A 20190-nucleotide genomic window follows, 5' to 3' on the forward strand; every position below is an offset into this window, starting at 1 on the left:
GACCATGGACAGGCCCGGGACCATGGACATGCCCGGTAGGACCGTCGAGGTGGCGGACACGACGACGGACCGGGCCGGTACCGGCCGTCTGGACTACGTTCCCCGGCAGGCGTCCTTCTCGAGGAACGGCGGGATCATCCCCATGTCCCTGCGCTCCGTGCACTTCGTGATGCCGGGCGGTGTCGACGACCCGGCCGCGCCGAGCGGCGGCAACGCCTACGACCGGCGCGTCTGCCTGGACCTGCCCGGATTCGGCTGGCAGGTGCACCGGCACGCCGTGGCCGGTGACTGGCCCCGCCCGGACGCCGACGCCCGCGCCGCACTCGCCCGCACCCTGCGCGAACTGCCTGACGGCGCCGTCGTCCTGCTCGACGGACTGGTCGCCTGCGGCGTGCCCGACATCGTCGTACCCGAGGCGGAGGAGGGACGGCTGCGCATGGCCGTGCTCGTCCATCTTCCGCTGGGCGACGAGACCGGGCTCGACGCGGCCGTCGCCGCCGAACTGGACACCCGCGAGCGCGCGGTGCTGCGTGCGGTGCCCGCCGTGATCGCCACCAGCGACTGGGCCGTACGCCGGCTCGTCTCCCACCACGGACTGGCGCCCGAACGCGTCCATGTCGCCGCCCCCGGCGCCGACATCGCGCCCCTCGCGCCCGGCACCGACGGCGTCTCCCGGCTGTTGTGCGTCGCCGCCGTGACCCCGCGCAAGGGACAGCACCGGCTGGTGGAGGCACTGGCGACGGTGGCCGACCTGCCGTGGAGCTGCGCGCTCGTCGGCGGACTCGGGCACGATCCCGAGTACGTCGCCCACCTGCGCGCACTCATCCGCGAGCACGGCCTCGAGGGCCGGCTGGAGCTGACCGGACCACGGTCCGGCGCGGCGCTCGACGCCAGTTACGCCGCCGCCGACCTCATGGTGCTCACCTCGTACGCCGAGACGTACGGCATGGCGGTCACCGAGGCGCTGGCACGCGGCATTCCGGTGCTGGCGACCGACGTCGGCGGACTGCCCGAGGCGGTCGGCCGTGCACCCGACGGAGGCGTGCCCGGCATCCTCGTCCCGCCGGAGAACCCCGCCGCCATCGCCGCCGAACTGCGCGGCTGGTTCGGCGAGGCGGACGTGAGACGCCGGCTGAAGGCCGCCGCCCGCAGCCGGCGGGCCGCGCTCGCCGGCTGGGCGAGCACCGCACAGAGCCTGGCGGCGGTACTGCGCCGGCTTCCCACCGAACCCCGGAGGGCCGCATGACCGAACCGGCGACCACCACACAGCACTCCGGGACGATCCCGGCGCAGCCGGGCCCCCGGGCCGTCACTGGAGCGGCACCCGGCGCACGAGGAGGCATCGTGGAACCCGAGACCACCTCCGCGGGCCCGTCGGCCGTCATCCCCGGCGCCGGGCCCGCGCCCCGCCCCGGAGAACGCGCCACCCTGCGGCTGCGGGCGAACGGCGACGAGGAACCGCCCCGCTACGCCCCCGAGTGGCTCCAACTGCGCGAACCGGCCGACGCCGCCGCCCGCTCGCACGACCTGCTCGACCCGCTGCGCATCCGGCTCGCCAACCTCCCCGGGCGGGCGGACGGTCTCGTCGTCCACGACATCGGCTGCGGCACCGGCTCGATGGGCCGCTGGCTCGCCCCCCATCTCGACGGCGCCCAGCACTGGGTCCTGCACGACCGGGACCCCTATCTGTTGCACTTCGCCGCCGTCGCCTCCCCGCGTTCCGCCGCCGACGGCAGTCATGTCACCGTCGAGACCCGGCGCGGCGATGTCGCCCGGCTCACCCCGGAGGCGCTGGCCGGGGCCTCGCTGGTGACGGCGTCCGCGCTGCTCGACGTCCTCACCCGCGAGGAGGTCGGCGCCCTCGCCGCCGCCTGCGCCGGGGCCGGCTGTCCGGCACTGCTGACGCTGTCGGTGGCCGGACGTGTCGAACTGACGGCGCCGCACCCGATGGACCAGGAGATCACCGAGGCGTTCAACGCCCACCAGCGCCGGGGCGGACTGCTCGGCCCGGACGCGGTCACCGTCGCCGCCGAGGTGTTCGCCGAGCACGGCGCGACCGTACGGCTGAACCCGAGCCCGTGGCGGCTCGGCCCCGGGCAGGCCGCGCTGACCGAGCAGTGGCTGCGGGGCTGGGTCGGCGCGGCGGTGGAGGAGCGGCCGGAACTGGCGGAGCGCGCCGAGGGCTATCTGGCCGCGCGGCTGGCGGCGTGTGCGGCGGGGGAGTTGCGGGTCGTCGTCCACCACAGCGATCTGCTCGCGCTGTGCCGGCCGGTGGACGGGGCCGCATGAGTGGGGGGTTCCGTGGCATCGCGGCCCGGCTCGGCACGCGCGCCGTGCGCACCCGTCTCGGCACGCTCGGCGGTGTCGTGATCCTCGCGGTGCTGGTCTGGCGCCTCGACACCGGGGTGCTCCTGGAGGGGCTGCGCCGCATCGACGGGCCGACGTTGCTCGCGGGGCTCGGGATCGGGCTGGTGACCACCGTGTTCAGCGCGTGGCGCTGGGCGCTGGTCGCCCGGGGGATCGGGATTCGGCTGCCGCTCGGGGCGGCCGTCGCCGACTACTACCGTGCCCTGTTCCTCAACGCGGCGCTGCCCGGGGGTGTCCTCGGGGACGTCCATCGGGCCGTGCGGCACGGGCAGAGCGCCGGGGATCTGGGGCGGGGGGTGCGGGCGGTGGTGCTCGAGCGTACCGCCGGGCAGTTCGCGCTGTTCGCCGTGGGGGCGGTGGTGCTGGTGAGCATGCCGTCGCCGGTGCTGGACGAAGTGCGGCAGGGCGCGCCTGTGGTGGGGCTCGCGGTGGTGGGGGCTTGTGCGGTGGGGCTGGCGGTGCGGATGAATCGGGCGCCGGGGCCGGGGTCGGGGCCGGGGTCGGGGCGGGGGGTTGGCGGGGGGATGCTCGCGGAGGCTCGTGCGGGGTTGTTGTCGCGGCGCAACGCGCCGGGGGTTGTTGTTTCCTCCGTTGTTGTGTTGGCGGGGTATGTGGCGATGTTCGTTCTCGCTGCGGATGTTGCCGGGGCGGGGGCGTCTGTGGCGGAGTTGCTGCCGATTGCCGTGCTGGCGTTGGTGGCTATGGGGTTGCCGTTGAACGTGGGTGGGTGGGGGCCTCGGGAGGGGGTCACGGCGTGGGCGTTCGGGGCGGCGGGGCTTGGGGCGGGGCGGGGGTTGACCGTCGCGGTCGTGTACGGGGTGCTCAGTCTTGTGGCCAGCCTGCCGGGGGTTGTGGTGCTGGTTGGTCGGTGGTGGGTGGGGCTGCGGGGTGGTGACCGTGGTGGTGTCGCCCCCGCCGCCCCTTCCCGTCCCGTCCCCGGGGGCTCCGCCCCCGGACCCCCGGTCGGCCTCCGGCCTCGTCCTCAAACGCCGGACGGGCTGGGAGTTGGGCCTCGGCCTTGTCCTCAGGCGCCGGAACGACTGGGAGTTGAGCCTCGGCCTCGTCCTCAAACGCCGGACGGGCTGGGAGTTGGCCCTCGGCCTTGTCCTCAGGCGCGGGAACGGCTGGGAGTTGAGCCTCAGCCTCGATCGCAAGCGCCCGACGGGCATCAAGAGGGCTTGGTCAGTAGGGAGAAATATGGTTCGAACGAATCCACCAGGGCGGCCAGGAGTTTTCTGCCCTTTTCCCGTGAGGCCAGGGACGGGCGGCCGATGACGCCGGAATCGGTGTAGGGGGACATACCGGTGGTGAGGAGATGGCGTCGGTCGTCCGCTACGTGGTCGGAGGTCTCATAACCGGGGCGGAGCAATTCGGGATGTGTGTGGAGAAGGATGGAGGTCTCGATTTCGCCGGCGTGCATGTCGGTGAGGAGCGAGGTGGCGACGCCGGCCCGCTCGCGCGCCGTCTCCCAGTCCTCCGCGGCCGGGAACAGCGCCATCCGCTCGCCGCGCGCGGAGGCTTCCTGAACGACGTTGCCCAGCACGTAGTTTCCGCCGTGCCCGTTGACCAGTACCAGGGCGTCCACGCCCGACCGGCGGAGCGAGTCGGCGATGTCCCGTATCACCGCGTGAAGGGTCACGGAGGAGATGGAGACGGTCCCCGGCCAGGCCGCGTGCTCGTGCGAGCAGGAGATCGTCACCGGAGGGAGGAGGTGCACCGGATGGGCGTCGGCGATCTCCCGCGCGATCGCACACGCGACCAGCGTGTCGGTCGCCAGCGGAAGGAACGGACCGTGCTGCTCGAAACTCCCGACGGGAAGTACCGCGAACCGGTGTGAGACGCCGGCTCCCCGCTTCCGTACATCCTCAGTAGTATCCGCCGGCAACAGACCGTGCACCGGGCCGTATGCCGCCGACCGCTTTTCCGAACCACCCATATCGTCACGGCCTTTCGTCTCTGCTTAGGAACTCGGGAATCATGACAGAAAAAGTAGGCGTACTCGGCAAGAAGTCCCCTCGGCGGACCGGTGTGGAACGCGTCGTGAATGCGCCGCTGCCCACCGTGTACGGAAAGTTCCAGGCGATCGGCTACCTGGACCACGACCGCGGTGACGAGCAGGTCGCCCTGGTGTACGGCGACCTCGGCACGGACGGTGTCCTCACCCGGCTGCACTCGGAGTGCCTGACCGGGGACGCCTTCGGGTCCCAGCACTGCGAGTGCGGCGACCAGCTGGCGTCGGCGCTGCGCGCGGTCGTCGCCGAAGGGGCGGGCGTGGTCGTCTACTTGAGGGGACACGAGGGCCGGGGCATCGGCCTGCTCGGCAAGCTGCGCGCGATGGCCCTCCAGGCGGAGGGCCTGGACACGGTCGAGGCGAATCTCGCGCTCGGCCTGCCGGTCGACGCCCGCGACTACGGTGTCGCCGCGGGCATTCTCCAGGACCTGGGCGTGCGGTCGGTGCGGCTGATGTCCAACAACCCCCGCAAACGCGAGGCGTTGGTACGGCACGGCATCCAGGTCGCCGAGCAGGTGCCGCTGCTGATACCGCCGTGCGAGAACAACATCACCTATCTGCGCACCAAGCGGGAGCGGCTCGACCACCACCTGCCCCATCTGGACGCCGTGGCGCACCTGTCCTGAGACGTCAGCCCGTCACCGCCTCGTGCGTCAGCCGCTTGAGGTCGCGGAAGACGGTGTGGGAGGACCTGGGCCGCACCTGTGTGTGGAACTGCACGGTCAGGTCACGGCCCGGGTCGACCCAGAACGTGGTGGTGGCCACCCCGCTCCAGCCGTAGCTGCCGAGGCCGGACGGCGCCTGGGTGCGGGACGGGTCGATGACGACGGAGACGCCCAGCCCGAAGCCGACGCCCTCGTTGCCGGGTTCGTCGTGCGCGGGCCGGCTGCCGAAGGCACGCAGATCGGCGCCGCCGGGGAGGTGGTTGCGGGTCATCAGGTCCACGGTCGCCGGGGCGAGCAGACGCGTGCCGTCGAGTTCGCCGCGCCGGCGCAGCAGTTCCATGAAACGGTGCCAGTCGTGGGCGGAGGCCACCATGCCGCCGCTGCCGGACAGGAACCGGGGGCGGCCCCGCAGCGGCAGTCCCGGGATGGGTTCGATGCCGCCGTCGTCCGTCTCCCCGTACATCTCCGCGAGGCGTTCCGCCTGTGCGTCGGTGACCTGGAAGCCGGCGTCCGTCATGCCGAGCGGCCGGAAGACGCGTTCGGCGAGGAACACGTCGAGCGGGCGGCCCGACACGACCTCGATGATCCGCCCCAGCACGTTCGAGGCGACCGAGTAGTTCCACTGCGTCCCCGGATCGAATTGCAGGGGCAGACTCGCGTACACGTCGGTCGTTCCGGCGAGGTCCGCGCCCGGCGCCACCGACGACTCGAGACCGGCGGCCCGGTACAGCTCGTCGACGGGGTGGGCGTGGTAGAAGGCGAAGGTCAGCCCGGCGGTGTGGGTCATCAGATGCCGTACGAGGAGGGGGCCGGAGGCAGGGCGGGTCCGTACCCGGTCGCCGGAGCCGCTCTCGTACACGCGCGGCTCCGCGAACGCCGGCAGATGACGGCCCACGGGGTCGTCCAGCGACAGCCGGCCCTCCTCCACCAGCATCAGCGCCGCCACAGCCGTCACCGGCTTGGTCATGGAGTAGATCCGCCACAGTGTGTCGCTCTCCACGGGCAGCCCGGCCGCGACGTCCCGTGCCCCGTACACCGTGAGGTGCGCGACGCGTCCGCCCCGGGCGACGGCGACCAGGAACCCGGGCAGCCGTCCGTCGTCGACCCGGCGGGCGAAATGCCGGTCCAGACGCTCCAGCGCCCCCGCGTCCAGCCCGGCCTCCCCGGGATCGGCCTCCTGCCGCAGCACCGTCATCGCTCTCCTCCAGGAGTCCCGGCACACCCCACCGGAACTACCCCGCCGCGACCGGCTCGGAACTCACCCCATCGGACGTCTCGCACCGGGAACGCCGGCCCGCCGAGCGGCGTTGATCGAGTCATGACCCAGGACGCCGAACAGAACGCACTGCTCGCCCTGCTCTCCGAGGAGTCGGGCGGAGTGCTCGTCACCCTGAAGCGCGACGGACGGCCCCAGCTGTCGAACGTCATGCACGCCTACTACCCCGAGGAGCGGATCGTCCGCGTCTCGCTCACGGACGACCGCGCCAAGACCCGCAACCTGCGGCGGGACCCCAGAGCCTCCTACCACGTCACCAGCGGGGACCGCTGGGCCTACACGGTCGCCGAGGGCACCGCCGACCTGTCACCCGTCGCCGGGAACCTGTACGACGAGACGGTGGAGGAGCTCATCCGGCTGTACCGCGACATCAACGGCGAGCACTCCGACTGGGACGCCTACCGCGCCGCGATGGTCCGCGACCGACGGCTCGTGCTGCGGCTGCGGGTGGAACGGGCGTACGGCATCCCGCGCGGCGCCGGAGCGTAGAGCCGCCCCGGCGCCGCACGGCGAGCGCCTCAGCCCTCGACGTACTCCGCGAGGTGCTCGCCCGTGAGGGTGGAGCGGGCCGCGACCAGGTCGGCGGGGGTGCCCTCGAAGACGATCCGGCCACCGTCGTGACCGGCTCCCGGGCCGAGGTCGATGATCCAGTCGGCGTGCGCCATGACCGCCTGGTGGTGCTCGATGACGATCACCGACTTTCCGGAGTCGACGAGCCGGTCCAGCAGGCCGAGCAGCTGCTCCACATCGGCGAGGTGCAGACCGGTCGTCGGTTCGTCGAGGACGTATACACCGCCCTTGTCGGCCATGTGGACCGCCAGTTTCAGCCGCTGCCGCTCACCGCCGGACAGGGTGGTGAGCGGCTGGCCGAGGGTGAGGTAGCCGAGCCCGACGTCCGCCATCCGCTCGACGATCCTGTGCGCGGCCGGGATCCGCGACTCGCCCGCGCGGAAGAACTCCTCGGCCTCGGCCACCGACATCGCGAGCACCTCGCTGATGTCACGGCCGCCGAAGCGGTACTCGAGCACCGACGCGTCGAACCGCTTGCCCCCGCAGTCCTCGCAGGTCGTGGCGACGCTCTGCATGATCGCCAGGTCGGTGTAGATGACGCCGGCGCCGTTGCAGGTGGGGCAGGCGCCCTCGGAGTTGGCGCTGAACAAAGCCGGCTTCACGCCGTTGGCCTTGGCGAACGCCTTGCGGATCGGTTCGAGCAGTCCGGTGTAGGTCGCGGGGTTGCTGCGGCGCGAGCCGCGGATCGGCGTCTGGTCCACCGAGACCACGCCCTCGGCGGCCGGGACGGAACCGTGGATGAGCGAGCTCTTGCCGGAGCCGGCGACACCGGTGACCACGCAGAGCACACCGAGCGGGACGTCGACGTCGACGTTCTGGAGGTTGTTGGCGGTCGCGCCGCGGATCTCCAGCGCGCCGGTGGACTTGCGGACCGTCTCCTTCAGCCGCGCCCGGTCGTCGAGATGGCGGCCGGTGACGGTGTCGCTCGCCCGCAGCGCCTCGACGGAGCCCTCGAAGCAGACGGTGCCGCCCGCCGTGCCGGCGCCGGGGCCGAGGTCCACGACGTGGTCGGCGATGGCGATCGTCTCCGGCTTGTGCTCCACCACGAGCACCGTGTTGCCCTTGTCCCGCAGCCGCAGCAGCAGGTTGTTCATCCGCTGGATGTCGTGCGGGTGCAGGCCGATGGACGGCTCGTCGAAGACGTAGGTGACGTCGGTCAGCGAGGAGCCGAGGTGGCGGATCATCTTGGTGCGCTGCGCCTCACCGCCGGACAGTGTGCCGGAGGCCCGGTCGAGCGAGAGGTAGCCGAGGCCGATCTCCACGAACGAGTCGAGGGTGTGCTGGAGCTTGGCCAGCAGCGGAGTCACCGACGGCTCCTTCAGCCCGCGGACCCATTCGGCCAGGTCGCGGATCTCCATCGCGCAGGCGTCGGCGATGTTGATCTCGCCGATCCGCGAGGAGCGGGCCAGTTCGCTGAGCCGGGTGCCGTCGCACTCGGGGCACTCGGCGAAGGTGACCGCGCGGTCCACGAAGGCCCGGATGTGCGGCTGCATCGACTCGCGGTCCTTGGACAGGAACGACTTCTGTATCTTCGGGATCAGTCCCTCGTAGGTGAGGTTGGCCCCGTTGATCTTCACCTTGGTCGGCTCGCGGTACAGGAAGTCGTGCAGCTCCTTCTTGGTGTACTCGCGGATCGGCTTGTCCTTGTCGAAGAAGCCCGACTCGGCGATGACGCGCACCACCCAGCCGTCCCCGGTGTAGGTGGGGATGGTGAACGGGTCCTCGGAGAGCGACTTGGAGTCGTCGTAGAGCTGGGTGAGGTCGATGTCGGAGACCCTGCCCCGGCCCTCGCAGTGCGTGCACATGCCGCCGGTGCGGCTGAAGCTGACCTTCTCGGTCTTCGTCTTGTCGGCACCGCGGTCGACGGTGAAGCCGCCGCTCGCCGAGACCGAGGCGACGTTGAAGGAGTACGCGGCGGGCGGGCCGATGTGCGGTGTGCCGAGCCGGCTGAAGAGGATGCGCAGCATCGCGTTGGCGTCCGTGGCGGTGCCGACGGTGGAGCGGGGGTCGGACCCCATCCGCTGCTGGTCGACGGTGATGGCGGTGGTCAGGCCGTCGAGCACGTCGACCTCGGGCCGGGCCAGGTTCGGCATGAAGCCCTGGAGGAAGGCGCTGTAGGTCTCGTTGATCAGCCGCTGCGACTCGGCGGCGATCGTGTCGAACACCAGGGAGCTCTTGCCCGAGCCGGAGACACCGGTGAACACCGTCAGCCGGCGCTTGGGGAGCTCGATGCTCACGTCCTTGAGGTTGTTCTCGCGCGCCCCGTGCACGCGGATCAGATCGTGGCTGTCGGCGGCGTGCGGCTCGGCCGGCTGCTGGTCCGTCCTCGTGGCCATGCTCATCGTTCTCCATCCGTCGGGCGGGGACCGCGTTCGCGCCCCCCGCCGGCGTTCCCCGGTTCGGTCGGTCCCACCGGTGTCGGGCAGTGCGTCCGGTCGGCCCCGTCGGCGCGGTCGCGGCGACGGTCCGCCGCCCTGCCCGTCGGGCGTGTCCCGCCCGCGGTGTCGCGCCAAGGCTAGGCTAGGCGGCCCGCGGCCACCTGTGCTTCTTGATTCCTGACCGGTCGGGGAACGCGTACGGTCGGCCGCTCCGCGCCCGTCCGGCGTGACGGCGGCCACCGCGGCCATGGTGCCCGCAACGCGCCGGTCCGCCCAGCACGCGGCACGAACCCGCGCGGGCGATGAGCGCTGCCGCCCCGACGCGGAGCCGCGCTCACGGGCGACGGGCCATGTCACCGGCTCCGTGCCACGGCGCGGCGGGCCGAGCGGTGCCGATGCCTCTCCGCTGGGGCGGGCCGTGCGGAGGGTGGGGGCTCCGTCGTCGGGCCGCCTTCCGTCCGTCGACGGCATCCTGGGGGTCGGCGTCTCGTCCTCGTTGCCCGGTGGGGACCGGGGACGAGGGCGTCGGCGCGCCGGTTCCGTGTCGCGGTGGCGGTGTGGCGAGTTCGAGCGGTGCCGCGCGTTCGTGGGGGTGGGCCGTGCGGAGGGTGGGGTTTCCACCGTCGGGCCGCCTTCCGGCTCCCGGCAGGCCGGGCGCTCGTTCTCGTCGCTCGCCGGGGACCGGGGCCGAGGTTGCCCGTCCAGCGGTTCCGTGCCGCGGTGAGGCCGAGCGATGCCGAGGCCGCCGCCGCTACGTGGGGGCGGGCCGCGTGTCGGGCATGTGGGGGATTCCGCGTTCCGCCCGCGGCGGCATCCCGGAGGGCTGGGCCCCCGTCTTCGCCGCACGCGGGCGGGCCCGTGTCACGGCCGGGTGTTCCACTCCGCGATCACCGGGGCGCCGTGCTCCAGTGACAGGCGGCTCAGCGTGCCCGTCTCCAGGCGGAACAGTCGCCCGGCCGACGGCGGCAGGCCCAGCCTGCGGGCGGTCAGGACCCGGAGCAGATGGCCGTGGGCCACCAGCATCACATCCCCCTCGTCGAGCGCCCGGGCCACCCGGGACAGCACCCGGTCCGCGCGCTCCCCGACCTGTTCCGGGGACTCACCGGGGAACTCCCGGCCGGGCGGCACCCCGTCGGTCCACAGGTCCCAGCCGGGCCGGGAGCGGTGGATGTCCGCCGTGGTGATCCCCTCGTACGCGCCGTAGTCCCACTCCCGCAGGTCCGGCTCCGGCAGTGCGCCGGTCAGGCCCGCCAGTTCCGCGGTGCGCCGGGCGCGGACCAGCGGGCTGGTGAGGACCAGCCCGAAGGTCCGCCCGGCGAGCAGCGGCGCGAGGGACTTGGCCTGGGCCTCACCGGCCGGGGTCAGCGGCAGATCGGTCCGGCCGGTGTGCCGGCCCGCTCTGCTCCACTCCGTCTCGCCGTGCCGCGCCAGCAACAGATCCCCCACCGGCGTTACGCCTTCTCGGCCGACTCGACGGCGTGCCCGCCGAACTGCTTGCGCAGCGCCGCGACCATCTTCATCTGCGGCGAGTCCTCCTGCCGCGAGGTGAACCGGGAGAACAGGGACGCGGTGATCGCGGGCAGCGGCACCGCGTTGTCGATGGCCGCCTCCACGGTCCAGCGGCCCTCGCCGGAGTCCTCGGCGTAGCCGCGCAGCCGCTCCAGGTGCTCGTCGTCGTCGAGGGCGTTCACCGCGAGGTCCAGCAGCCAGGACCGGATGACGGTGCCCTCCTGCCAGGAACGGAACACCTCTCGGACGTTGTCCACCGAGTCGACCTTCTCCAGGAGCTCCCAGCCCTCGGCGTACGCCTGCATCATCGCGTACTCGATGCCGTTGTGGACCATCTTCGCGAAGTGCCCGGCGCCGACCTTGCCCGCGTGGACGTAGCCGTAGGGGCCGTCCGGCTTGAGCGCGTCGAAGATCGGCTTCAGCCGCTCCACGTGCTCCTCGTCGCCGCCGACCATCAGGGCGTAGCCGTTCTTCAGGCCCCACACCCCGCCCGAGACGCCCGCGTCGACGAAGCCGATGCCCCGGGCGCCCAGCTCCTTGGCGTGCTTCTCGTCGTCCGTCCACCGGGAGTTGCCGCCGTCGACGACGGTGTCGCCGGGCTTGAGCAGGCTTCCGAGCTGGTCGACGACGTGCTGGGTGGCGGCGCCGGCCGGCACCATCACCCACACCGCGCGCGGCCCGTCGAGCCGGTCGACGAGGTCGGAGAGGTGGGCGACGTCGGACAGCTCGGGGTTGGTGTCGTACCCGATGACGGTGTGGCCGGCGTTGCGGATGCGCTCGCGCATGTTGCCGCCCATCTTGCCCAGACCAACAAGACCGATCTGCATGTCAGTTCACTTCCTGCGTTCGCGGTAGGCGGCCACCAGCGCGGCCGTGGACGGGTCGAGGCCGGGAACGTCGGCGCCTTCGGTGAGGGCGGGCTCGACGCGCTTGGCGAGCACCTTGCCGAGTTCGACGCCCCACTGGTCGAAGGAGTCGATGCTCCAGATCGCGCCCTGGACGAACACCTTGTGCTCGTACAGCGCGATCAGCTGGCCGAGCACCGAGGGGGTCAGTTCGGTGGCCAGGATCGTGGTGGTGGGGTGGTTGCCCTGGAAGGTGCGGTGCGGCACCTGCTCCTCGGGCACGCCCTCCGCCCGCACCTCCTCGGCGGTCTTGCCGAAGGCGAGGGCCTGGCCCTGTGCGAACAGGTTGGCCATCAGCAGGTCGTGCTGGGCCTTGAGTTCGTCGCTCAGCTCGGCGACCGGGCGGGCGAAGCCGATGAGGTCGGCCGGGACGAGCTTCGTCCCCTGGTGGATCAACTGGTAGTAGGCGTGCTGCCCGTTGGTGCCGGGCGTGCCCCACACCACCGGTCCCGTCTGCCAGACGACGGGGCGGCCCTGACGGTCCACCGACTTGCCGTTGGACTCCATGTCGAGCTGCTGGAGGTAGGCGGTGAACTTCGACAGGTAGTGCGAGTACGGCAGCACCGCGTGCGACTGGGCGCCGAGGAAGTTGTTGTACCAGACGCCCAACAGGCCCATCAGCAAGGGGGCGTTGGCCTCGGCGGGGGCGTTGAGGAAGTGCTCGTCGACGATCCTGAACCCGTCGAGCATCTCCCGGAAGCGGTCCGGGCCGATGGCGATCATCAGGGACAGGCCGATCGCCGAGTCGTAGGAGTAGCGGCCACCGACCCAGTCCCAGAACTCGAACATGTTCGCCGTGTCGATGCCGAAGTCCGTGACCTTCCCGGCGTTGGTCGACAGGGCGACGAAGTGCCGGGCGACCGCCTTCTCGTCGCCGAGGGCGTCGACGAGCCAGGAGCGGGCGGAGGTGGCGTTGGTGATCGTCTCGATGGTGGTGAACGTCTTGGAGGCGACGATGAACAGCGTCTCCGCCGGGTCCAGGTCCCGCACCGCCTCGTGCAGATCGGCGCCGTCCACGTTGGACACGAACCGGAACGTCAGGTCCCGTGCGGTGAAGGCGCGCAGCGCCTCGTACGCCATCGCCGGGCCGAGGTCGGAGCCGCCGATGCCGATGTTGACGATGTTGCGGATGCGCCTGCCGGTGTGGCCGGTCCACTCGCCGGAGCGGACCCGGCCGGCGAAGTCGGCCATCCTGTCGAGCACGGCGTGCACGGCCGGCACGACGTTCTCCCCGTCGACCTCGACGACCGCGTCCCGCGGGGCGCGCAGGGCGGTGTGCAGGACGGCACGGTCCTCGGTGGTGTTGATCCGCTCACCGCGGAACATGGCGTCACGCAGGCCGAACACATCGGTGGCCTCGGCCAGTTCGCGCAGCAGGGCGAGCGTCTCGTCGTTGACCAGGTGCTTGGAGTAGTCGATGCGCAGATCGCCCACGTGGACGACATAGCGCTCCGCGCGGGAGGGGTCGGCGGCGAACAGCTCGCGCAGGTCGGGCTGCGGCAGCGCGTCCGCGCGGTGGTCGTCCAGGGCGGTCCACTGGGGGCGCCGGGTCGGCTCGGGGACGTCAGACATGGGCGGGGATCTCCTCGGTGGCCTCGCCGCGCAGGGCGACGGCGTACATCTCGTCCGCGTCGAGGCGCCTGAGCTCCTCGGCGATGAGTTCGGAGGTGGGACGGACCTTCAGCGCCAGCCGGCGCGGCGGCTGGTCCGGCAGGGTCAGTGTGGCGAGCGGACCCTCGGGACGGTCGATGACGATCTCGCCGTCCGCCGTGCCGAGCCGGACCGCCGTGACGACGGGCCCGGCGGTCACCACCCGGTCGACGGTCACCCGCAGCCGCGCCTCCAGCCAGCGCGCCAGCAGCTCGGCGGCCGGGTTGTCGGCCTCGGCCTCCACGGTCGCCGAGGTCACCGTCGACCGGGCCTGGTCCAGCGCCGCCGCCAGCATTGAACGCCACAGGGTCAGCCGGGTCCAGGCGAGGTCGGTGTCGCCGGGTGCGTAGGTGCGCCGGCGGGCCTCCAGCACCGCCATGGGATTCTCGACCGCGTACAGGTCGGTGATCCGGCGCTGGCCCAGCGCGCCCAGCGGGTCCTTCGCCGGGTTCTCGGGCGCGTCCGCCGGCCACCACACCACCACCGGCGCGTCCGGCAGCAGCAGCGGCAGCACCACCGAGTCGGCGTGCTCGGACACCTCGCCGTACGTCCGCAGCACCACCGTCTCGCCGGTGCCGGCCTCGGAGCCGACCCGGACCTCGGCGTCCAGCCGGGGGTGGGTGCGCTCGCGCGGGTTGCGGGTGTGCCGCTTGATCACGACCAGGGTGCGGGAGGGGTGCTCGTGCGAGGCCTCCTCGGCGGCCTTGATCGAGTCGTAGGCGTTCTCCTCGTCCGTGACGATCACCATCGTCAGGACCATGCCCACGGCCGGTGTGCCGATGGCGCGGCGGCCCTGCACCAGCGCCTTGTTGACCTTGCTTGCCGTGGTGTCGGTCAGGTCGATCTTCATGGCCTGCGCCAGCTCCGTCCGTCTCGTGCGAGCATCTCGTCGGCTTCCGCGGGTCCCCAGCTGCCCGAGGCGTACTGCGCCGGCCGGCCGTTCGACGCCCAGTACTCCTCGATCGGGTCGAGGATCTTCCAGGACTCTTCCACTTCCTGGTGACGGGGGAACAGGTTGGCGTCCCCCAGCAGGACGTCCAGGATGAGCCGCTCGTACGCCTCCGGGCTGGACTCGGTGAACGACTCGCCGTACGCGAAGTCCATGGTCACGTCCCGGAGCTCCATCGAGGTCCCCGGCACCTTGGAGCCGAACCGGACCGTCATGCCCTCGTCCGGCTGGACCCGGATGACGACCGCGTTCTGCCCCAGTTCCTCGGTGGCGGTGGAGTCGAAGGGGGAGTGCGGGGCCCGCTGGAAGACCACCGCGATCTCGGTGACCCGGCGGCCCAGCCGCTTGCCGGTGCGCAGATAGAACGGCACGCCCGCCCAGCGGCGGTTGTCCACGCCGAGCTTGATCGCGGCGTAGGTGTCGGTGGTGGAGGACGGGTCGATGCCCTCCTCCTCCAGATAGCCGCGCACCTTCGCGCCGCCCTGCCAGGCGCCCGCGTACTGCCCGCGCACCGTGTGCAGGCCCAGGTCGTCCGGGAGCCGCACGGCCCGGAACACCTTCAGCTTCTCGGTGAGCAGCGAGGCCGCGTCGAAGGAGGCCGGCTCCTCCATCGCGGTGAGCGCCATCAGCTGGAGCAGGTGGTTCTGGATGACGTCGCGGGCGGCGCCGATGCCGTCGTAGTAGCCCGCTCGGCCGCCGATGCCGATGTCCTCGGCCATGGTGATCTGCACATGGTCGACGAACGACCGGTTCCAGATCGGCTCGAACATCTGGTTGGCGAAGCGCAGCGCCAGGATGTTCTGCACGGTCTCCTTGCCCAGGTAGTGGTCGATCCGGAACACCTGCTCCGGGTCGAACACCTCGTGCACGATCGCGTTGAGCTCCTCGGCCGACTTCAGGTCGTGCCCGAACGGCTTCTCGATCACCGCGCGCCGCCAGGACCCCTCGGGAGCGTCGGCCAGCCCGTGCTTCTTCAGCTGCTGGACGACCTTCGGGAAGAACTTCGGCGGTACGGAGAGATAGAAGGCGTAGTTCCCGCTGGTGCCCCGGGAGGCGTCCAGCTCGTCGACGGCCTTGCGCAGCTGGTCGAAGGCGTTGTCGTCGTCGAAGTCGCCGGGGACGAAGCGCATGCCCTCGGCGAGCTGCTGCCAGACCTCCTCGCGGAACGGGGTCCGCGCGTGCTCCTTGACGGCGTCGTGCACCACCTCGGCGAAGTCCTGGTCCTCCCAGTCCCGGCGGGCGAACCCGAGCAGCGAGAAGCCGGGCGGCAGCAGACCCCGGTTGGCGAGGTCGTACACGGCCGGCATCAGCTTCTTGCGGGACAGGTCGCCGGTCACTCCGAAGATGACCAGGCCGGAGGGGCCCGCCACCCGGGGCAGCCGGCGGTCCCGCGGGTCGCGCAGCGGGTTGGCCCAGTCGGCCGGGGGCGCGGGGAGCGCCCTGAGGACCTCCTGCTCCTCGGGCGGCTCCTGTGGAGCGTCCGTCGTCGGTTCGGTCGTCCCGTCGGTCATTCCGCGTCAACTCCCTTGCTGTCGAGCGACTTCGTCACCGCGTCGAGCAGCTGCTGCCAGGCGTCCCGGAACTTCGCGACGCCCTCGTCCTCCAGCCGGCGCACCACCTCGTCGTACGAGATCCCGAGCCGCTCCACGGCGGCCAGATCCGCCCGCGCCTGGGCGTAGCCGCCGGTGACGGTGTCGCCCCGGACCACCCCGTGGTCGGCGGTGGCCCGCAGCGTGGCCTCGGGCATCGTGTTGACGGTGCCGGGTGCGACCAGCTCCTCCACATACAGGGTGTCCTTGTACGCGGGGTCCTTCACCCCGGTGGACGCCCACAGCGGTCGCTGCTTGTTGGCCCGGGAGCCGCCGGCCAGCGCCAGCCAGCGCCCGCCGCCGAACACCTCCTCGTACGCCTCGTAGGCGAGCCGGGCGTTCGCCAGCGCCGCCCGGCCCTTGAGGGCCAGGGCCTCGTCCGTGCCGAGCACCGTCAGCCGCTTGTCGATCTCGCTGTCGACGCGGGAGACGAAGAACGAGGCGACGGAGTGGATCGAGGCCAGGTCCAGCCCGGCGGCCCGGGCCCGCTCCAGACCGGCGAGGTAGGCGTCCATGACCTCGCGGTAGCGCTCCAGGGAGAAGATCAGCGTGACGTTGACGCTGATGCCGGCGCCGATCACCTCGGTGATCGCGGGCAGCCCGGCCTTCGTCGCGGGGATCTTGATCATGACGTTGGGCCGGTCCACCAGCCAGGCGAGCTGCCGCGCCTCGGCGACGGTGGCCGCCGTGTCGTGCGCCAGCCGGGGGTCGACCTCGATGGAGACCCGGCCGTCCCGGCCGCCGGTGGCCTCGTACACGGGCCGCAGGACGTCGGCGGCGGCCCGGACGTCGGCGGTGGTCATCATCCGTACCGCCTCGTCGACGGTGACGCCCCGCACGGCCAGGTCGGCGAGCTGCTCCTCGTAGCCCGCCCCGGAGCCGATGGCGGCCTGGAAGATCGACGGGTTGGTGGTGACTCCGACCACGGTCCCGGCCTCGACCAGCCGGGCGAGGCCGCCGGACGTGAGGCGCTCGCGCGACAGGTCGTCCAGCCAGACCGAGACACCCTCCTCGGACAGTCTCCTCAGTGCTTCCGCGCTCGCGGTTGCTTCGCTCACAGTGATCATCTTCTTTCTCGCGGTCGCGTCAACCGCGCGCGGCGGCCAGCGATTCCCTGGCGGCGGCGACGACGTGTTCGGGGGTGAAGCCGTACTCGGCGAACAGGGTGTTCGCGTCGGCGGAGGCTCCGAAGTGCTCGAGGGAGACGATGCGTCCTGCGTCACCCGTGAACCGGTACCACGTGAGTCCCACTCCGGCCTCGACCGCAACGCGGGCCTTCACGGACGGCGGCAGAACCCGCTCGCGGTAGGCGCGCGGCTGCTCCTCGAACCACTCCACGGACGGCATCGACACCACCCGGGTGCCGATCCCCTCGGCCTCGAGGATCTCCCGCGCGGCGACGGCCAGTCGGACCTCGGAGCCGGTGGCGATCAGGATCACCTCCGGGGTCCCGAGGGACGACTCGGCCCGCACGTAGCCGCCCTTCGCCGCGTCGGGGTCCGGTTCCCAGGTCGGTACGCCCTGACGGGTGAGCGCCAGGCCGTGCGGGGCCGGACGGGTGGCGTACCGCTTCATGATCTCGGCCCAGACGATCGCGGTCTCGTTGGCGTCGGCGGGGCGGACCACGTTCAGGCCGGGGATGGCACGCAGTGCGGCCAGGTGTTCGACCGGCTGGTGGGTGGGGCCGTCCTCGCCCAGGCCGATGGAGTCGTGCGTCCACACATAGGTCACCGGGAGCTGCATCAGCGCGGACATGCGGACGGCGTTGCGCATGTAGTCGGAGAACACCAGGAAGGTGCCGCCGTAGATCCGGGTGTTCCCGTGCAGGGCGATGCCGTTCATCGCCGCGGCCATCGAGAACTCGCGGATGCCGAAGTGGACGGTGCGGCCGTAGGGGTCGGCCTCCGGGAGCGGGTTGCCCCTCGGCAGGAAGGAGCTGTTCCTGTCGATCGTGGTGTTGTTGGACCCCGCCAGGTCGGCGGAGCCGCCCCACAGCTCGGGCAGGACCGCGCCGAGCGACTGGAGCACCTTGCCGGACGCGGCCCGCGTGGCGACCGCCTTGCCGGGTTCGAACACCGGCAGCGCGTCCTCCCAGCCCTCGGGGAGCCGTCCGGCGACGATCCGCTCGAACAGCTCGCCACGCTCCGGGTTCGCCTCGCGCCAGGCGGCGACGCGCTTGTCCCAGGCGGCGTGCGCCTCGGCGCCCCGGTCCAGTGCCCGGCGGGTGTGGGCGAGGACGTCGTCGGCGACCTCGAAGGCGCGCTCGGGGTCGAAGCCGAGGAGGCGCTTGGTGGCGGCGACCTCGTCCGCGCCGAGTGCCGAGCCGTGCGACGCCTCGGTGTTCCGGGCGTTCGGGGAGGGCCAGGCGATGATCGTGCGCATCGCGATGATGGAGGGCCGCCCGGTCTCCGCCTGGGCCGCCCGCAGCGCCGCGTACAGGGCGTGCACGTCGATGTCGCCGTTCTCCCGCGGCTCGACGCGCCGCACGTGCCAGCCGTAGGCCTCGTAGCGCCCCAGCACGTCCTCGGAGAAGGCGGTGGCGGTGTCGCCCTCGATGGAGATGTGGTTGTCGTCGTAGAGGAGCACCAGATTGCCGAGCCGCTGGTGGCCGGCGAGGGAGGAGGCCTCGGCGGAGACGCCCTCCTGGAGGTCGCCGTCGGAGACGATCGCCCAGACGGTGTGGTCGAACGGGGACTCCCCCTCGGGGGCGTCCGGGTCGAACAGGCCCCGCTCGTAGCGGGCGGCCATCGCCATGCCGACGGCGTTGGCGACGCCCTGGCCCAGCGGGCCGGTGGTGGTCTCGACGCCGGCGGTGTGGCCGTACTCCGGGTGGCCCGGGGTCCTGGAGCCGTGGGTGCGGAACGCCTTGAGGTCGTCCAGGCCCAGCTCGTAGCCCGCCAGATACAGCTGGGTGTAGAGGGTCAGCGAGGTGTGTCCGGGGGACAGGACGAAACGGTCACGGCCCGTCCACTCGGGGTCGGCCGGATCGTGCCGCATCACCTTCTGAAAGATCGTGTAGGCGGCCGGGGCCAGGCTCATCGCGGTGCCCGGGTGCCCGTTCCCGACCCGCTGCACGGCATCCGCCGCCAACAGGCGGGCGGTGTCGACGGCACGCCGGTCGAGTTCGGTCCATTCCAGGGTGTCCGGTGTCTGCGTGCTCATCTTCAAGAGGTCCTCGATCCGAGCGTCGGAACTGCGTGACGCGTTCAAAAGTAAAAGTCTGACTTTTCCTGGGCCAGGTTCCGGTGTGCCAGCCTGTGGTGAAAGTGGGACACCGGGCGCACGGTCGAGGCGGGCGCGGCAGGAATATGGCGGACATGGGAGACATGGCAGGAAGCAGCCCGCGGGGCGGAGAGCGGGGCGGCGGGGACGACGACGGCGACGGGATCAGAACCTTCCCCTTCCCGGTCGACCGGAGCGTCCTCGGCGTCGGCATGCAGATCGCCCCGATGGGCCCCGGCCGCGCCTGGCGCGCCGACGCACCGCTGGACCGGGTGCACCGCATCGACTTCCACATCGTGATGCTGTTCGACGGCGGACCGGTCCGGCACATGATCGACTTCACCGAGTACGAGGCGACGGCGGGCGATCTGCTGTGGATCCGCCCGGGGCAGGTCCACCGCTTCTCCCGCGACAGCGAGTACCGCGGAACCGTCCTCGCCATGCAGCCCGGCTTCCTCCCCCGTGCCACCGTCGAGGCCACCGGTCTCTACCGCTACGACCAACAGCCCCTGCTCCGCCCCGACCCGCCCCGGCTCGCCGCGCTCAGGGCCTCCCTCGACCAGCTGCGCCGCGAGTACGAGGACACCGCCACCCTGCCGCTGAGTCTGCACACCGCCGTACTGCGCCACTCCCTGACGGCGTTCCTGCTGCGCCTGGCCCATCTCGCCGCCAGCTCGGCGGAGGCGTCCCGGCAGGTCACCGACACCACCTTCACCCTGTTCCGGGACGCCGTGGAGCACGGCTTCGCCACCAACCACAGCGTCAGCGCCTACGCCGACGCGCTCGGTTACTCCCGCCGCACCCTGGTGCGCGCGGTGCGCGCCGCCACCGGGGAGACGCCCAAGGCGTTCATCGACAAACGCGTGATCCTGGAGGCCAAGCGTCTCCTCGCCCACACCGACCTGCCGATCGGCCGGGTCGGGGCGGCCGTCGGGTTCCCGGACGCGGCGAACTTCTCCAAGTTCTTCCATCAGCACACCGACACGACACCGGCGGCGTTCCGCGCGGAGCAGCGGTAGCGCGCCCCACGGACACGCGTACGAGGGCCCCACGCACGGTGAGGCCCTCGTACCGTTCCGGCCGGGAAGGGCCGGTGTGG

Annotated in this window: 15 protein-coding genes and 1 pseudogene; 6 read left to right on the plus strand and 10 right to left on the minus strand. The window is 72.0% G+C overall.

Translation table 11 applies throughout. The features are described 5' to 3' along the window. Positions 1-28: 28 nt before the first annotated feature. The 3 genes and pseudogenes from ACZ470_RS09500 to ACZ470_RS09510 form a co-directional block, all read left to right on the plus strand. On the plus strand, positions 29-1246 hold the full coding sequence (locus ACZ470_RS09500) for a glycosyltransferase family 4 protein (protein ID WP_468425990.1): 1218 nt from the start codon (positions 29-31) through the stop codon (positions 1244-1246). Beyond that, entirely contained in the window at positions 1243-2289 is a 1047-nt protein-coding gene (locus ACZ470_RS09505; RefSeq protein WP_468425992.1) for a class I SAM-dependent methyltransferase, read from the plus strand. The genes ACZ470_RS09500 and ACZ470_RS09505 overlap by 4 nt, the downstream gene beginning before the upstream one ends. Continuing rightward, positions 2286-3152: pseudogene (locus tag ACZ470_RS09510) on the plus strand (lysylphosphatidylglycerol synthase transmembrane domain-containing protein); the annotation flags it as partial. The gene ACZ470_RS09505 and the pseudogene ACZ470_RS09510, both read left to right, overlap by 4 nt. 383 nt (positions 3153-3535) lie before the next feature. Here the strand turns inward: ACZ470_RS09510 and ACZ470_RS09515 are convergent. Further along, on the minus strand, positions 3536-4303 hold the full coding sequence (locus tag ACZ470_RS09515; protein WP_468425994.1) for a creatininase family protein: 768 nt from the start codon (positions 4301-4303) through the stop codon (positions 3536-3538). 41 nt (positions 4304-4344) lie between these two features. Here ACZ470_RS09515 and ribA point away from each other — a divergent pair, with 41 nt between their 5' ends. Further along, complete coding sequence (gene ribA / locus ACZ470_RS09520; RefSeq protein ID WP_468425996.1) at positions 4345-5004, plus strand: GTP cyclohydrolase II; 660 nt, start codon at positions 4345-4347, stop codon at positions 5002-5004. A gap of 4 nt (positions 5005-5008) precedes the next feature. Here the strand turns inward: ribA and ACZ470_RS09525 are convergent, their stop codons facing one another. Further along, the gene (locus ACZ470_RS09525) at positions 5009-6238 is read right to left on the minus strand and encodes a serine hydrolase domain-containing protein (RefSeq protein ID WP_468425998.1); all 1230 of its coding nucleotides are present in this window, start codon (positions 6236-6238) and stop codon (positions 5009-5011) included. Between the two features lie 123 nt (positions 6239-6361). On the opposite strand from ACZ470_RS09525, the gene ACZ470_RS09530 reads away from it, so the two are divergent. Beyond that, a complete protein-coding gene (locus ACZ470_RS09530; protein ID WP_468425999.1) occupies positions 6362-6808 on the plus strand; it encodes a PPOX class F420-dependent oxidoreductase in 447 nt (148 codons plus the stop codon). A 29-nt stretch (positions 6809-6837) separates the two neighbouring features. On the opposite strand, the gene ACZ470_RS09535 is transcribed toward ACZ470_RS09530, so the two are convergent. From ACZ470_RS09535 to tkt, 8 genes are all read right to left on the minus strand, one after another. After that, positions 6838-9231, minus strand: a complete 2394-nt coding sequence (locus ACZ470_RS09535) for an ATP-binding cassette domain-containing protein (protein WP_468426001.1) — start codon at positions 9229-9231, stop codon at positions 6838-6840. A gap of 897 nt (positions 9232-10128) precedes the next feature. Beyond that, a complete protein-coding gene (locus ACZ470_RS09540) occupies positions 10129-10713 on the minus strand; it encodes a histidine phosphatase family protein (RefSeq protein ID WP_468426003.1) in 585 nt (194 codons plus the stop codon). A 5-nt stretch (positions 10714-10718) separates the two neighbouring features. Continuing rightward, positions 10719-11603 (minus strand): phosphogluconate dehydrogenase (NAD(+)-dependent, decarboxylating), encoded by an 885-nt coding sequence (gene gnd / locus ACZ470_RS09545; protein WP_468426005.1) that lies wholly within the window; start codon positions 11601-11603, stop codon positions 10719-10721. 6 nt (positions 11604-11609) lie between these two features. Then, positions 11610-13253, minus strand: a complete 1644-nt coding sequence (gene pgi / locus ACZ470_RS09550; protein ID WP_468426007.1) for a glucose-6-phosphate isomerase — start codon at positions 13251-13253, stop codon at positions 11610-11612. Continuing rightward, the gene (gene opcA, locus ACZ470_RS09555; RefSeq protein ID WP_468426009.1) at positions 13246-14181 is read right to left on the minus strand and encodes a glucose-6-phosphate dehydrogenase assembly protein OpcA; all 936 of its coding nucleotides are present in this window, start codon (positions 14179-14181) and stop codon (positions 13246-13248) included. The genes pgi and opcA overlap by 8 nt, the downstream gene beginning before the upstream one ends. Next, complete coding sequence (gene zwf, locus ACZ470_RS09560) at positions 14178-15791, minus strand: glucose-6-phosphate dehydrogenase (RefSeq protein ID WP_468426011.1); 1614 nt, start codon at positions 15789-15791, stop codon at positions 14178-14180. Before zwf ends, opcA begins: the two co-directional genes overlap by 4 nt. Further along, the gene (gene tal, locus ACZ470_RS09565) at positions 15788-16936 is read right to left on the minus strand and encodes a transaldolase (protein ID WP_468426013.1); all 1149 of its coding nucleotides are present in this window, start codon (positions 16934-16936) and stop codon (positions 15788-15790) included. Before tal ends, zwf begins: the two co-directional genes overlap by 4 nt. Positions 16937-16955: 19 nt before the next feature. Then, positions 16956-19031 (minus strand): transketolase, encoded by a 2076-nt coding sequence (gene tkt, locus ACZ470_RS09570; RefSeq protein WP_468426014.1) that lies wholly within the window; start codon positions 19029-19031, stop codon positions 16956-16958. Positions 19032-19195: 164 nt separating this feature from the next. Here tkt and ACZ470_RS09575 point away from each other — a divergent pair, with 164 nt between their 5' ends. Continuing rightward, positions 19196-20110 carry a helix-turn-helix domain-containing protein gene (locus ACZ470_RS09575; RefSeq protein WP_468426016.1) on the plus strand — a complete coding sequence of 305 codons (915 nt, stop codon included), beginning with the start codon at positions 19196-19198 and terminating at the stop codon, positions 20108-20110. Positions 20111-20190 lie beyond the last annotated feature (80 nt).

Source organism: Streptomyces sp. NPDC031111 (genome assembly GCF_055570675.1).